General features: G+C 60.0%; 11 protein-coding genes. 7 read left to right on the forward strand and 4 right to left on the reverse strand.

Annotated elements, in window-relative coordinates; translation table 11 throughout:
* The first annotated feature begins 23 nt into the window (after positions 1 to 23).
* The 3 genes from LIX91_RS05500 to LIX91_RS05510 all read left to right on the forward strand — a co-directional run bounded on the left by LIX91_RS05500 (position 24) and on the right by LIX91_RS05510 (position 2,715).
* Positions 24 to 995 (forward strand): NAD(P)H-dependent flavin oxidoreductase, encoded by a 972-nt coding sequence (locus tag LIX91_RS05500; protein ID WP_226488093.1) that lies wholly within the window; start codon positions 24 to 26, stop codon positions 993 to 995.
* Positions 996 to 1,081: 86 nt separating this feature from the next.
* Positions 1,082 to 1,861: a hypothetical protein gene (locus LIX91_RS05505; RefSeq protein WP_226488094.1), complete on the forward strand. Its 780-nt coding sequence runs from the start codon at positions 1,082 to 1,084 to the stop codon at positions 1,859 to 1,861.
* Entirely contained in the window at positions 1,858 to 2,715 is an 858-nt protein-coding gene (locus LIX91_RS05510; protein ID WP_226488095.1) for a DUF6282 family protein, read from the forward strand. The genes LIX91_RS05505 and LIX91_RS05510 overlap by 4 nt, the downstream gene beginning before the upstream one ends.
* 50 nt (positions 2,716 to 2,765) lie before the next feature.
* On the opposite strand, the gene LIX91_RS05515 is transcribed toward LIX91_RS05510, so the two are convergent.
* The 3 genes from LIX91_RS05515 to LIX91_RS05525 form a co-directional block, all read right to left on the reverse strand.
* Complete coding sequence (locus LIX91_RS05515; RefSeq protein ID WP_024650416.1) at positions 2,766 to 3,944, reverse strand: LLM class flavin-dependent oxidoreductase; 1,179 nt, start codon at positions 3,942 to 3,944, stop codon at positions 2,766 to 2,768.
* An 82-nt stretch (positions 3,945 to 4,026) separates the two neighbouring features.
* Entirely contained in the window at positions 4,027 to 5,004 is a 978-nt protein-coding gene (locus tag LIX91_RS05520) for an LLM class oxidoreductase (protein ID WP_003422992.1), read from the reverse strand.
* Positions 5,001 to 6,566 (reverse strand): MFS transporter, encoded by a 1,566-nt coding sequence (locus LIX91_RS05525; protein WP_226488096.1) that lies wholly within the window; start codon positions 6,564 to 6,566, stop codon positions 5,001 to 5,003. The genes LIX91_RS05520 and LIX91_RS05525 overlap by 4 nt, the downstream gene beginning before the upstream one ends.
* Positions 6,567 to 6,723: 157 nt before the next feature.
* On the opposite strand from LIX91_RS05525, the gene LIX91_RS05530 reads away from it, so the two are divergent.
* The gene (locus LIX91_RS05530) at positions 6,724 to 7,620 is read left to right on the forward strand and encodes a LysR family transcriptional regulator (protein ID WP_226488097.1); all 897 of its coding nucleotides are present in this window, start codon (positions 6,724 to 6,726) and stop codon (positions 7,618 to 7,620) included.
* Between the two features lie 42 nt (positions 7,621 to 7,662).
* A complete protein-coding gene (locus LIX91_RS05535) occupies positions 7,663 to 8,289 on the forward strand; it encodes a glutathione S-transferase (RefSeq protein WP_226488098.1) in 627 nt (208 codons plus the stop codon).
* A gap of 129 nt (positions 8,290 to 8,418) precedes the next feature.
* Here the strand turns inward: LIX91_RS05535 and LIX91_RS05540 are convergent, their stop codons facing one another.
* Entirely contained in the window at positions 8,419 to 9,747 is a 1,329-nt protein-coding gene (locus LIX91_RS05540; RefSeq protein WP_003411400.1) for a sensor histidine kinase, read from the reverse strand.
* A gap of 464 nt (positions 9,748 to 10,211) precedes the next feature.
* Here LIX91_RS05540 and LIX91_RS05545 point away from each other — a divergent pair, with 464 nt between their 5' ends.
* Both LIX91_RS05545 and LIX91_RS05550 read left to right on the forward strand, forming a co-directional pair.
* A complete protein-coding gene (locus LIX91_RS05545) occupies positions 10,212 to 11,819 on the forward strand; it encodes a M10 family metallopeptidase (RefSeq protein ID WP_226488099.1) in 1,608 nt (535 codons plus the stop codon).
* A gap of 311 nt (positions 11,820 to 12,130) precedes the next feature.
* Positions 12,131 to 13,534, forward strand: coding sequence for an amidase (locus tag LIX91_RS05550; RefSeq protein WP_103695603.1), 1,404 nt, complete (start codon positions 12,131 to 12,133; stop codon positions 13,532 to 13,534).
* Positions 13,535 to 13,557: the final 23 nt, after the last annotated feature.

Raw genomic sequence — 13,557 nt, forward strand, 5'->3', positions numbered from 1 at the left:
TCGGATTGCACAGGGATTATGCGATGACCACGATCAATACAGCACTGACCTCACTTCTGGGCATTGACCACCCGCTGATTCTGGCGCCCATGGGCGGCGCTTCCGGCGGGCGTCTGGCGGCTGCGGTTTCCCGTGCCGGTGGCCTTGGCCTGGTGGGTGCCAGTTACGGCGACCCGCAATGGATGGCGCGTGAACTGGAGATGATGCGAGAGGTGCAGCAACCCTGGGGCGTCGGCCTGGTCATGTTTACCGTGGCCAAACAGTTCGAATTGCTTCTTCTGGCGCTGGAGTATCGTCCGGCGGTGGTTGCCCTGTCGTTTGGTGATGTACGTCCTTTCGTCAGGCCCATCCATCAGGCCAATGCCAAAGTCATCGTTCAGGTGCATGACGTCGACCAGGCGCTTGAAGCGCTGGACGCCGGTGCCGATGCGCTGATCGTGCAAGGTGCCGAGGCGGGTGGTCACAGTTTGCGCCGCGCTTCATTGCCGCTGTTCCCGGCGGTCCGCGACGCGGTGGGTGAGCATGTCGTGCTGATCGGTGCTGGCGGGATCGCCGATGGGCGTGGCATGGCTGCTGCGCTGGCGCTGGGCATGGACGGCGTGATGATGGGCACGCGCTTTCTGGCTTCGCAGGAGGCACTGCCTTCCGAACGGGTAAAACAACGACTGCTGCAGGCGGTCGCGAGCGATACGGTGCGAACCCGGATCTTCGATCAGGTACGCGGCATCGATTGGCCCGAGGGCTACAGCGGACGTGTGATCGGCAATGACTTTTCCGCTAGCTGGGTGGGTGAGGAGCAGGCTTTCGCTGCCTCAGCCGATCAACTGCGTCTGGACTATGAAGCCGCGCTGGCAGCCGACGATGTCAGTATCCGGGCCATCTGGGCAGGCGAAGTCGCGGACCTGATCAAGGAGGTGCTGCCTGCGCAACTGATCATCGAGTCGACCTTGCGCGGGTATGCCGCCAGTGTCGAACGCCTTCGCACGCCCCGCTGAGCCTTCACGATTGAGCCCTCACGATGGAGCAACGACCGGACCCGCTCGACAAGGCGGGTCTTGTCCTTTTTGCAGGAGCAAAAACCATGAGTCATTGCATGACCTGTCGGACCTTTGGTGTCGGTCATTCGCGCGTCTTTATTTTGTCACCGGTGATGCCGGTCTGGGACGAGGGTGGTTTTGCCCAACCGCTGATCGAGCATTTCACCGCGGCCGGTTTTCAGGTCACGGTGTTTGATTCCCTGTCGCTGCCCGTCGTGCCGGGTGAGGGTTTTGGCGCATTTGCCGAGCGCTGGGCCCGCGCGCTCGAGCCGTGGGGTGTGCCGGATGTACTGGTCGGCGTTGCCCTGGGTGGTGCATTGGTGCAGGCACTGGCAGGCACTTCATTTCTGCAGTCGACACCTGCCTTGCTGCTGCTGTCTTCCCCGGCCAAGGCCGACGGGTTACTCGATTCCAGGCTGGGACATATGGCGGACCTGGCCGAACAGGGGCATGTCGAGCAAGCCAGGCATCTGCTGGACAATCTGGTACTGCCTGACGGGCAGGCCCATGAACGAACGGACCCGGCCGGCCACGAGAGTCACGCGACGCTTTCGATACAGGGGCAGCGCCTGAAAGTGGGTTTTCGGTTGCTGGCTGGTGTAGATGTCAGTGAATGCCTGCTCGATTACCAGGGGCGCGTGTTGAGCGTGTTCGGCGAAAAGTCGCAATTGGTGGGTGCACGCCATGTACTGCGTACCAGTGGCCAGAGGCAACGCTCGTTGTGCGTAGAGGGTGGCGGGATGCGTCCGCTGGCGGATGACTTGCAGCAAGTGCTGGACAGCATCGACACGTTCCTGATGACCCGCCAGGAGTGTGTGCAATGAGCCAGGTCGACGCGCTGAACTTCATTGATGTGCATTACCACGCCAATCCTGACGCGTTCATTCGTCGTCATGGTGCGATCGAGGCGGGCAGGTGCTACGCGCGGGCACAGGGCAGGGTGGTGCTGAAGAATCATCTGGGGTGTACGGCAGCCCAGGCGTGGGAAGCGCGCGATCAGGGTTTTCCGGTCAGCGGCTCGGTGGTGCTGAACGAGATTGCCGGCGGCATCGACTACCGTGTGGTCGAGCGCAGCCTCTGTTTGCGTGGCGATGAGCCCGGGCGTTTCCTGGTTCACTTGCCAACCGTGACCGGCAGGACGCATGCCAGCACGCTGGCCCGCAACCTGAGTCATCCGCTGTTGCGGGACAAGCCCATCAAGCCTGCCAGAGTGACATCGGAGAACGGCCGCCTGACACCACAGGCGCTGGATATTCTGAGAATGGCGCGCGACTATCCGCTGGTGATCTCGACCGGGCATGCCGATGCCGATGAAGTCAGGACGCTGATCGACGAAGCGCTGCGGATCGGTGTGCCGAGATTGATGCTTAATCAGCCTGCCAATCCGTTGACCGGTCTAGACGCGGCCGAGCTTGCGCTGATCGGCACAGAGCCATCGGTCTACATCGAGCAGACCGCACTGACGTACCTGCTGGGCTATCAGGACCGGCAGGATTTCAGCGATGTGTTGAGTCATGTCGGCAATGTGGTCTACAGCTCGGACCTGGGGCAGACCAGTCAGATCGATGTCCACCAGTGGCTGTCGCTGAGCGGGCAGTGGTTCGACGCGTTCGGCTTGAGCGGCGAGCGCCGCATCGAGGTGACTCCGTTGAATCCGCAGCGCATGTTGGCCCTTTAAGCTGTCCGGATAAAGCCGCCCTGGCCAGCACTGCCAGGGCGGCCTGGCCATCAGGCTACTTCTGCGGACACCTTCGAAGCAATCGCCTCCACACCTCTGGATTCACGCAGGCCCGCGTCTTCCATCAGTGGCAGTGTTTCTCTCACGAAGTCCTTTATACCCTCGTGGTAATCGAGCCACGTCAGGGCAATGCCGTCGATTCCCCAGTCAGAATATTTCCTGAACAGCTCCACGATCTTCTCGGGTGTGCCCACCAGTGGTACCCCGGCGAATCCGGCCTTGAAGTGGAAACGGAAACGCACGGCGTCTTCGGGGGTGAAAATGCCGGTCTGGATACCCAGCTCGCCGGTGATGATGTCGCAGCCCTCATCGTCACCCACCTGATTGGCGTAATAGTCCAGGTAAGCGTCTGCTTCCTCTTGCGTGTCCTTCTGCACCACATAGCCATAACACCATATCTTTATGTCACGGCCGAACTTCTGTTTCGCCAGGTCCTTGTAGGACGCAATCTGCTCACGCACGGCCTGTTCGCCGTCCAGATGTTTGACGATCAGGAACGCGGCATCGCAATGTTCTGCACAGAACAGTTTGCCGCGTGGCGACCCTCCTGCGTTGATCAGGTAGGGTTTATTCAGGGGCTGTGGCTGCGAGATTGCGCCGCAGATGTTGAAATACTCGCCTTTGAAGTCGAACGGGGTCTGCTGCTCCCAGGCATTTTTTGCAATGTGCAGCCACTCTTCCGCGTAGTCGTAGCGTTTGTCGTGCTCCATCATATGGCCGCTGAACATGCGCATTTCCGCGCCATACCAGCCGCAAAGGATATTCAGCCCGAAGCGCCCGCCGCTGATGTGGTCGATGGTCACCGCCTGTTTGGCCGCGAACAGCGGGTGTACGGTGGGCAAGTGCGAGGTGGTGAAGACCGCGATCTGACTGGTCAGGGCTGCAATCCCGGCAGCCCAGGTATAGGTTTCGAAACAGACACCGCCAGTATTGTTGGTACCGCCGAAACCTTTCCAGCGGCCTACCGGTATGAAGGCTTCAAACCCCGCATCGTCGGCAATCCGGGCGATTTCCAGGTTGCCAGCCCAATCATCTCCCCGCAGGCGTTCAGGCGCATTGGTGACGGTGCAGCCACCCTCGGTATTGGTGGAGAAAACACCCAGCTGTATCTTGTTCGGGCTGCTGCGCATCGGGTTGGTTTTTATCGGATAGGATTTTTCAGCGCGCATCGTGACCTCCCAGGTCGGTAGTTGAATCGTTCGTCCTTGCTACATCCTGAACCTGCGGTGGCCGTGCCGATGAAGTATCCGGTCAGGCATGATCACCCCGGCGGGTCGGGAAGTACGGCAGCACATACTCTTCCAGCTCTTGCAACACTTCTGTGGCCGGACGCCTCAGGGGCTTGAGGTTCAGCGCCACATGCGAAACCCCCTGTTCCCGCTGACGCTGCCACAGGGCGATGAGGGCGTTGCGCCCGGTACTGATTCCGCGGCCGACTTTCATCGGCGCGTCCTTGTTCTCGTCCAGATCGAAGAACGTCGCATAGCCGTAGGGCTTGAAGTGCCTTTGCTCATTGGCACTGCGCCAATGATTGATCACTTCAGGCAAGGTGTCGAAGCCGCTCTGATGCCATATCCAGCCATCCATGTGATTGGCCAGCCATTTGATGTCCTGCTGACAGCGGCCGATGGCAAGCATCGGCAGCCGCCCGAAAAGCGGTTTCGGCAGTAGGTCCAGCGCGCCATTGAGTTGCCCGTAATGGCGCGATCTGAACACTGGAAAAGACTGCTCGGTCACCGCGTGCAGCAGTTCGACGCCGTCCCTGAAGCGTTCCGCGCGGGTGTCGAAATGCTCGCCGAACGCGGGATATTCACCGGGCCTGTCCCCTGTAGACAAACCCAGCAGGAAGCGTCCCTCAAGCAACACGTCCACGCTGCACGCCTGTTTGGCCACCATCAGCGGATTGCGCAACGTCAATATGATACCTGCCGTGCCGATGCAGATTTGCCGGGTGACGGCAGACAGCAGCGCGGCGTAGACAAAAGGGTCGAACACTTGACCGGCGTCGCCGAACCCCGGATCGAGAAGCGGTACGTCGCGCAGCCACAGCGCGGCGAAACCGGCCTTGTCGGCCTGAATGGCGAGGGCCAGATGGTCTTTCATGGTCGGTGCTGCGGAGTCGGGGTAGCCCTCCAGTGGCGCAATCAGCCCGAACGTGAGATGACCCGGCGCGAACACCTTTGCAAAGGCGGGATGCCGCTTTGCGCCTGGTATTTCATAGGGACTCACTTGGTTTCGCCCGCCAGTTCAAGCGTGTTGGAGGGCTCTACGGGTGGTTCTTCATGAGCGCGTACGCGACCAAGCAGCGCAAAGACCACCACGGCCGTCAGCACGGTGGCGGCGCTGAGAATGAACAGCAGGTTGCGGAAGGCACTGACGTACTCTTGATGCAGCAACGCTGCCTGGCCGGACAGCAGGCTGGTCGCATTGTGCAAGTCGCCCAGGGCGGCGCGGTTGGCCGCTTCGGTGACCACCTCAGGTGAGACACCCTTGAGTGCGTCGAAAAGTCCCCATTGAATGAACGTTGCAAGCAGGGCGCCGGCGATTGCGATAGCGATCCCGTCTGCCGAAACGCGTACCGCATTGAAGATGCCGGTGGCCATACCGGCGCGTTCCTTTTCGACGACACTGATCGCCATGCCATCCATCAGCCCCCAGGGCAGGCCGATACCGATACCGATCAAGGCCATCGGCAGCAACGCTGTCCTGATCGCGCCACTGTCCAGTGCCAGCGCCAGCCATAACAGGCCGGCCGCCACCAGCAGCAGCCCGACGCCGGACAGCAGTCCTGACGTGAAACGACGTGCCAGCTGCGCGGCAAGCAGGGGCACGATCAGCAGGGGCGCGGCCAGCGCAGTCATCATCTGCCCGGTTTCCAGGGCGCTGAGGCCGTCGATGCCAATGAAGCGCGCTGGCAGCATGATGATCAGCACGACGAAGAAAAATGCGGGAGTGGCTGCAAGAATCTGCACGCCGACAAAGCGCGCGCTCTTGAACAACGAGAGATCCAGCATGGGACGGGCGACGCGCCGCTCCACCGCAATGAATACCCAGAACAGCAGCAGTGAGCCGATGATGCCACCCATCACCAATGGATCGGTCCAACCCTCTTCAGGGGCGAGCAGAATGGCATAAGTGAACAGGGTCAATGCTGCGGTAAAACTGATTGCGCCCAGCCAGTCCATACCTGTTGCGTCGGGATCCTTCGACTCGGTGGCGCTGAACAGCACCAGCAGGAACCCCGCGACGCCGATGAGTGCAGTCGCATGGAATGACCATTTCCAGCCTGCCGAATCCACCAGCGAGCCGGCTGCGAGAGGGCCGAAGGCCAGACCTATACCGAAGGTGGTGCCCAGCAGGCTGAAGACTCGGGTGCGCTCGGCGCCATGAAAGGTCTGGGCAAGCGACGACATCGCCCCGGCGAACGCTGCTGCACCGCCCAGGCCTTGAACCAGTCTGAGCAGGTCGATCTGGACGACGGAGGAGGCTGCCGGAATGGCGAAGGTGGAGAGCACGAATATCGCCAGCCCGATCAGCCAGACGCGTTTTCTGCCGTAGATATCCGTCAGGCTCCCGGCGGCCATCATCGCGCTGCCGTAGGTCAGGATGTAGGCGTTGATGACCCAGGTCAGCTCGACGGCTGATCCGCCCAGTGCCTGGTTTATCGAAGGCAGAACCACGGCAGGGCCCGTGAAGCATAACGGGATCAGAATGCCGGTCAGGCAAGCGGCGAGCAGTTGCCCCCATCGTCCTGCAGTGGGCTGTGTTGGAATCTGGCGTGCTGTGGTCATGTGCAATGTCCCTGTGAAGCGTGCCCGGTTTTGCCGTGGTGCACGCGCTTATCCAAGAGCGATCGCCCTGCCGCGAGATTAGGGGTTGCGCCCGCAAACAAAAACAGGCTTATGTTCCGAACGTATAGGACAGAGTTGTCCTGAATAGGAGTGGGTATTGGAATCGCTCGGAAGCATCGCCGTGTTCGTTCTGGTTGCTGAAACGCGGAGTTTTACCCAGGCCGGAAAACGCCTGGGCATCTCTTCGTCGGGGATCGGCAAGAGTATTGGCCGTCTGGAGGAGAGCCTCGGCGTCCGCCTTTTTCATCGCAGTACGCGCAGTATCGCCCTGACGCTGGAAGGCTCGATATTCCTGGAGCGTTGCCGGCGGATTCTGTCGGAGCTGGAAGCGGCGGAAATGGAGTTGAGCAATGCCAGAGGCTTGCCCAAGGGCAGGTTGCGGATCAGTTTGCCATTGGTCAGCGGACTGGTGATGCCGGTGATCATCGACTTCATGCGTACCTATCCCGATATCGAACTGGACATCGATTTCTCCGACCGCATGGTCGATATCATCGAGGAGGGCTTCGATATCGTGTTACGCACCGGCGATCCCGGTGACTCGGGGCTGATGTCGAAGCGGATGGGCAGTTTCCAATTGCGCGTTGTCGGCGCTCCGGACTATTTTGCCCGGCACGGTATACCCCGGCATCCTGGGGACCTGAGTCAGCACGCGTGCCTGTTGCACAAGTTTCCTTCCACTGGAAGGTTTGAACACTGGCCGCTGCGCCGTGAGGCAGGCGTCGACGATCTCGAGTTACCCCAGGCCATGGTGTGTAATACCACCGAGATTCTGGTGGACGTCACGCGGGCCGGGTTGGGAATTGCCTGTCTGCCGGACTTCATGATTTTATCGGCCATTCGCAACGGCGAGCTGATACCTGTCCTGGATGACTACACGGTGCATACCGGAACGTTCAGATTGCTCTGGCCGTCCAGCAAGCATCTTTCGCTGCGCCTGCGAGTCTTCATTGATTTCATGCACGCCCATTTGTTCGCTCCTCCGTCAGTATGACTGTGCGGAGCGAGCCTGCAGCACCTGGCAAGGAGCACTGCTATGTACACGCTTTTCGGCACGCAAGGTTCGGGTTCGGCTGCGATCGAGATAGCGCTTCGGCGTTGCTCGGTGCCTTTTACCCTGAGCGAAGCCTGTGGGTGGGAAGAGGGGCCTGGCAAGGAGGCGTTGAGGCGGGTCAACCCGTTGATGCAGGTCCCCACGCTGTTGCTGGCCGATGGCACGGTACTCACTGAAAGTGCTGCGATCCTGATTCATCTGGGCCTGGAGCACCCCGACTCCGGACTTCTGCCTGGCAAGTCCGCGCAGCGTGCTCAAGCGCTACGCGCGCTGGTTTACATTGCAGCCAATTGCTACGCCGCCATCGGGATCATTGATTACCCGCAGCGCTGGCTGGCAAGTTCCGACGATGGTCTGGAGAGGCTGCTCGAAGCGGGCGCCCGGACGCGGTTGCATGAACACTGGGAGACGTTTGCCGACCTGTTTGGTGATGCCGGGATCTGGCGTTGCGATGCGCCCGGCGCAGTGGAGATTCTGGCCTCTGTCGTGACGCGATGGAGTGGCGCGCGCGAGCACCTGCGTAACACCCGGGCGGATTTTCATGCGCTGTTGCTAAAGGTTGACGCTGAGCCAGTGGTCAACGCGGTCATACGACGCCATTGGCCTTGAGGCACCCGGCGACAGGATGAAGCAGGTTAGAAAATAAAAAAGCCGAACAGTGAATGTTCGGCCATTTCTATTTAACGGGTATTTAACGGGTATCTGAAGTAACCACGCCTCGCTGGCGATGAGCCGTTGTTATTGTTCGGTTATATGAGCCGGTGCGTTCGTTGCACTGATCGGGCCCAGTATTCTCAAGTAGAGATGCACGGTAGTGCCGCTTCCAAGTGCTGTTTCGACGCGTGCGCCTCCGCCGGCATTTACCGCAAACTCCTGCACCTGAACAAGGCCAAGCCCGGCACCCGGGTCCGAACTTCGGGTTGTGAAGAAGGGTTCGAACATCTGCTCCTTGAGCTCGGCGGTCATGCCAGGACCGTTATCTTTCACGCTGAGTACCAGATAATCGCCTTCCGGGAATTGCGGGTCGTCCTTGACGGACTCCAGCCGGGTCGAGATATGCACCTTGCCGGGGCCTGAAATTGCATCACGCGCATTGCTCAGCAGATTCAACAAGGTGGTATGCAATTGCGCTTCGGCGCACAACACGCCCCAGCCTCGGGCGGATAGGTCGAATGACAGCTCCAGCGTGTCGCCCGCCGAACGCAACAGAAGATCACGCGCGGCATCGATCCGTTCGCTGACATCGATGCAGATCAGTTCGGAACCGTCCTGGCGAACGCTGTTGAGCAGGCGAGTCACCAGTTGGCGACCGTGATCCACCGCTCGCAGTCCGGTATCGCTGAGCGTCTCGACGTCGGTCGGGCGGCGTGAGCGCATGCGAATCAGTTGCAGGCTGGCGCTCAGTGCCTGGAGCAGGTTGTTGAAGTCATGAGCGATGCTAGCGGTGAGCATGCCCAGCGACGACACCCGTTGCGACTGGCGCAGGTTGCGCTCCAGCGCCAGGCTTTGGCTCTGTGAGCTTTCGAGCCCCAGCGCCAGTTCGGCGGCGTGCTGGTCACGCTGCTCCGAAACCAGGCGGTATTGCATCAGGGCTGCGGTTTGTCGCGCCAGTGCCAGCAGGGCACGACGTTGCTGGTCGCTCAGTACGCGCGGCCAGATATCGATCACGCAGACGGTGCCCAGTGCATGGCCGGCCTCGGTACGAATCGGCGCACCCGCATAAAAGCGGATGTAGGGAGGCCCGAGCACCAGCGGGCTCTCTCTGAAGCGAGGATCGGTGGTCGCGTCTTCAACCACCAGCACATCGGAAGGCTGCAGGATGGCGTGGGCGCAGAATGCCAGGTCGCGATGCGTCTCCTGCACGTCCAGGCCGATGCAGGCCTTGAACCACTGGCGTTCTCGGTCAACCAGCGAGACCAGCGCAATGGGCGCGTCGCACAGTGTTGTGGCGAGCAGCACAATGTCGTCGAAGTCTTGCTCGGGAGCACTGTCCAGTATCTTGAGATGCTCAAGGGACAGGACACGTTCTTCCTCGCTGGCGGGAAGTGGCGCAGGGTGGTGGGTCATGGGGCGCACCGCGATCGGATGAAATAGGTCTTATGATGCCTATGATCCATAGAGCGCAGCAAGGTATACACCGCATAAATCAGCTCGGCGTGCGCAGGTTTGAGCGGTGTCCCCCTTATTCGGGCTACTCGGTCGGCATAAAGTGAGGCAATCGGGCGCAGTTCTCAGGGCGTCATGATCGGGCTCGAATACCCTCGCAACAGTCACTTCTTACTGTTGGCGCCGACTCTTTCAATCCTATATATCGAGGTGATATTAAATGGCACTCGTAATAAAAATTAAAGTTCGCTCGTCATAAGAAGTTTGCAGGTGTCGAGAGTAACGAGCTGACCTTTCTGAATGCGGCATTTGTAACTTATTATGTCCATATTGTACGTGCTGTGTAATAAACTGCCGTCCGGTTTTTGCCTTGGCAAAGATCGTGAGCCCATTAATAACGTCCGTATTCTTCTGGAGCAACGCCAATGCCCGGCCCAAATGAATCAAGTCCTGCCGAACTTCTGCCCGAGGGAGCTCCCGACGATCGAGTCACCAGTCTGCTATGGGGGCCATTCTGGCTCGGGGATTCGTCCGGCACCCATTTGACTTACAGTTTTCATAAGGCTGACTCTGTCTATGCCACTGACTACAGTCGCTCTCAGGAACCGGGCGATGCCTATTCGCTGACCGACGCCCAGGCGGCAGCCGCAAAAAGCGCACTGGATGCCTGGAGTGCGGTGGCGGATATCAAGTTCACCGAAGTGCAGGACACCCCCGATAATGTCGGAGACATCCGGTTCGGCGGCTTCAAGGGCCTGCAAGGCACCGAGTTTGGCCAGGCTTATGCGCCGGGTACGCTGGGTCGCTCCGGCGATGTCTGGATCGGGCCGAACGTCAACGCGGCCGATCCTGCCAAGGGCACGGATGATTACCTCACGTTCATGCATGAAACCGGTCATGCACTGGGCTTGAAGCATTCGTTCGAAGCCTCGCAGTACAACGATGTTCTGCTGGATGCCAAATTCGAAGATGCGCGTTACACCATCATGAGCTACACCAACAATTACAGCTTCAAGCCCACCACGCCGATGTTGCTCGATATCGCGGCCATGCAGTTTATATACGGTGCCAACACCCACTATCATACCGGCGACGACGTCTATAAATGGGCACCTGGGCAGTCGGTATTCGAGACCATCTGGGACGCTGGCGGCAAAGACACCATTGATGCCAGCAATCAGGAAGCATCGGTGAAAGTCAACCTCAACGAGGGTGAGTTCAGCACCATCGGCAAGGCGTTTCTCGATTACAACGCGAACCCTGATGCACCGACGTCGATGAATTCCGGTCTGGCGATCGCCTACGGGGCGCACATCGAAAACGCCATAGGTTCCGCTTTCAATGACACGCTGATCGGCAACGAACTGGATAACGTGCTCAATGGCCGCGGCGGTCTGGATACCATGATCGGCGGGCTGGGCAACGATACCTACGTCATCGATCAGGCAGGCGAACTGGACCTGGTTCAGGAAAAGGCCGATCAGGGCATCGATACGCTGAAGATCACCTACGACAATACCTCGCCCATTGCCCAGGTCATCAACCTCAATGCCGGGACGTTGGCGAACTTCGAGAATGTCCACCTCAAAGGTGAGGGTGCGTTCACCGTGCTGGGCAATGATCGCAACAACACCCTGACCGGCAATGACGCGGACAACGTTCTTTTCGGCGGCGCCGGCAATGACAAACTGGTGGGCGGTCAGGGCGCCGATATCATGACTGGCGGTAGCGGCGCTGACCGTTTCGTGTTCAACGACCTGTCGGAAATGGGCAAAGGCCACAACAGCGACGTGATTACCGACTTCAATAGCCAGCAAGGCGACAAACTGAGCTTCCTGAAGATGGATGCCAACGTGGACACCAAGGCCCTCGATGCTTTCAGCTTCATCGGTAGCGGCGAGTTCACCGGCGCTGGCCAGCTGCGTTTCGCTGACCATGTGCTGTCCGGCAACGTCAATGGCGACCTGCATGCGGACTTTGAAATCCAGCTGGTCGGCGTCAGCGAGTTTCATGCCCACGATCTGGCGGTCTGATCGCTGACCTGAAAGACCGATCACAATGACAGGACTGCGCCGCTGACAGGCGCAGTCTTTTCTCGCCGACTTCCCCCTTTCTTTTCTGGTTTTAATCGCGCACCGCAATTGTGCGACGCGTCTTTTTGCGCGTTTTTTGGCACCGTGACGGTGCTGTTACAAAATTTAAAACCACAAATTCAATATATCCAACAAAGCCCACTTGACTCATCAGGGGCTGCTGAATGTAATGCCCCAACAGTCGTTGGTGCCGTGCATTGCGCATAAGTGTCTGAGAGGTATCTGCTTTGATTGAGTCCAAGCCATCTTCCATGCCTAACGTGATTGAAGCTGCCAAGCTTGTTCGCGAAGGGGGCCTGACGCCGATACGTTTGACCGAGTTGTGCCTGGCAGCGATTGAAACCCACAATTCCACACTGAATGCATTCGGTGATGTATATGCCGAGGCGGCGCTTGAACAGGCCGCAGGGATGACAGCCGAACTGCAGCGCGGTGAGATACGCGGGCCGCTGCACGGCATACCCTTCGGCATCAAGGATCTCTTTTCCACTGCCGGGCTGCGCACCACGCGGGGGTCGTTGACTGCGCTGGAGTCGGTGCCGGTTCAGGACGCACCCATCATCCGTCGTCTCAAAAACGCTGGCGCGATTATTCTCGGCAAGACCGCGACCACCGAGTTCGGCTGGACGGGCGCCAGTACGTCGCGGGTGTTCGGCAATGGGCGCAACCCCTGGGACCCGAGCCTCACCAGCGGCGGCTCCAGCTCCGGTTCGGCCATTGCCGTGGCGGCGCGCATGGTTCCTGCGGCCCTGGGCTCGGACGGCGGCGGCTCGGTACGCATACCGGGCTCGTTCTGTGGCGCATTTGCCCTCAAGGGCACATTGGGGCGTATTCCCACCTGGCCCTGGTCGGCCACCGAAATGCTCAGTCATGCCGGGCCGATCACCCGAAGCGTGCGCGACAGCGCGTTGCTGTTCGACATTCTGTCAGGCCCCGATCCACTCGATCATCAGGCGCTGCCAGCCCCCGACGAATCCTTTCTGGCCCGGTGCGACCAGCCGCTGAAACCCTTGCGCATCGGTTTCTGCCCGACGCTGTTCGACACGCCGGTCGATGCGCAAGTCGCCGCAGCGGTTGACGCCGCCGTGGGCAATATCGCCAGGTCGCTGCCCGTTACAGTCAGCACGCTCAAGCCGGATTGGCAGGACCCGTTGGCAACCTTCGAAACCCTGTGGGTCGCCGGGCGCGGTATTGCCTATGGCAAGGCGCTTGCGCAGAAACTGGAGCAGCTCGATCCGGGCTTTGCCGATCTGATCAAGCGCTCTGCCCAGTACAGCCTGAGTGATTATCTGCAGGCCCTGCAACAGCGAGCGGCCTTCGCCAATCAGGTGCACGCGCTGTTTGACGATTACGATCTGCTGCTCATGCCCACCCTGCCGATCCTGCCGTTTGCCGCAGACGATGTAGCGCCCGTCGGCTATGCCGGGCAGGACGGCGCTGTGCCGTGGGCGCGCTGGACGCCGTTCACTTACCCTTTCAACATCACCGGCAACCCTGCGGCCAATCTGCCTTGTGGGCGGAGCAGCGCAGGACTGCCGATCGGTCTGCAGGTCGTCGGCCCACGCTTTGCCGATGCTCAGGTGCTGCAGTTCTGTGCTGCGGTAGAGGCCATTGCGCCCTGGGATCAGCACCTGCCACCGGTTTCGGGGCAATAGACATGTCGCTCTTGCACGCAGAT

Origin of the sequence: Pseudomonas sp. B20 (genome assembly GCF_020515755.1) — a bacterium.
Classification (GTDB): domain Bacteria; phylum Pseudomonadota; class Gammaproteobacteria; order Pseudomonadales; family Pseudomonadaceae; genus Aquipseudomonas; species Aquipseudomonas syringae.

What these genes read in the sequence shown, in the direction of transcription:
- LIX91_RS05500 (WP_226488093.1), top strand. Translation starts at nt 24, where the DNA reads ATGACCACGATCAATACAGCACTGACCTCACTTCTGGGCATTGACCAC.
- LIX91_RS05505 (WP_226488094.1), top strand. Translation starts at nt 1,082, where the DNA reads ATGAGTCATTGCATGACCTGTCGGACCTTTGGTGTCGGTCATTCGCGC.
- LIX91_RS05510 (WP_226488095.1), top strand. Translation starts at nt 1,858, where the DNA reads ATGAGCCAGGTCGACGCGCTGAACTTCATTGATGTGCATTACCACGCC.
- LIX91_RS05515 (WP_024650416.1), bottom strand. Translation starts at nt 3,944, where the DNA reads ATGCGCGCTGAAAAATCCTATCCGATAAAAACCAACCCGATGCGCAGC.
- LIX91_RS05525 (WP_226488096.1), bottom strand. Translation starts at nt 6,566, where the DNA reads ATGACCACAGCACGCCAGATTCCAACACAGCCCACTGCAGGACGATGG.
- LIX91_RS05535 (WP_226488098.1), top strand. Translation starts at nt 7,663, where the DNA reads ATGTACACGCTTTTCGGCACGCAAGGTTCGGGTTCGGCTGCGATCGAG.
- LIX91_RS05540 (WP_003411400.1), bottom strand. Translation starts at nt 9,747, where the DNA reads ATGACCCACCACCCTGCGCCACTTCCCGCCAGCGAGGAAGAACGTGTC.
- LIX91_RS05545 (WP_226488099.1), top strand. Translation starts at nt 10,212, where the DNA reads ATGCCCGGCCCAAATGAATCAAGTCCTGCCGAACTTCTGCCCGAGGGA.
- LIX91_RS05550 (WP_103695603.1), top strand. Translation starts at nt 12,131, where the DNA reads ATGCCTAACGTGATTGAAGCTGCCAAGCTTGTTCGCGAAGGGGGCCTG.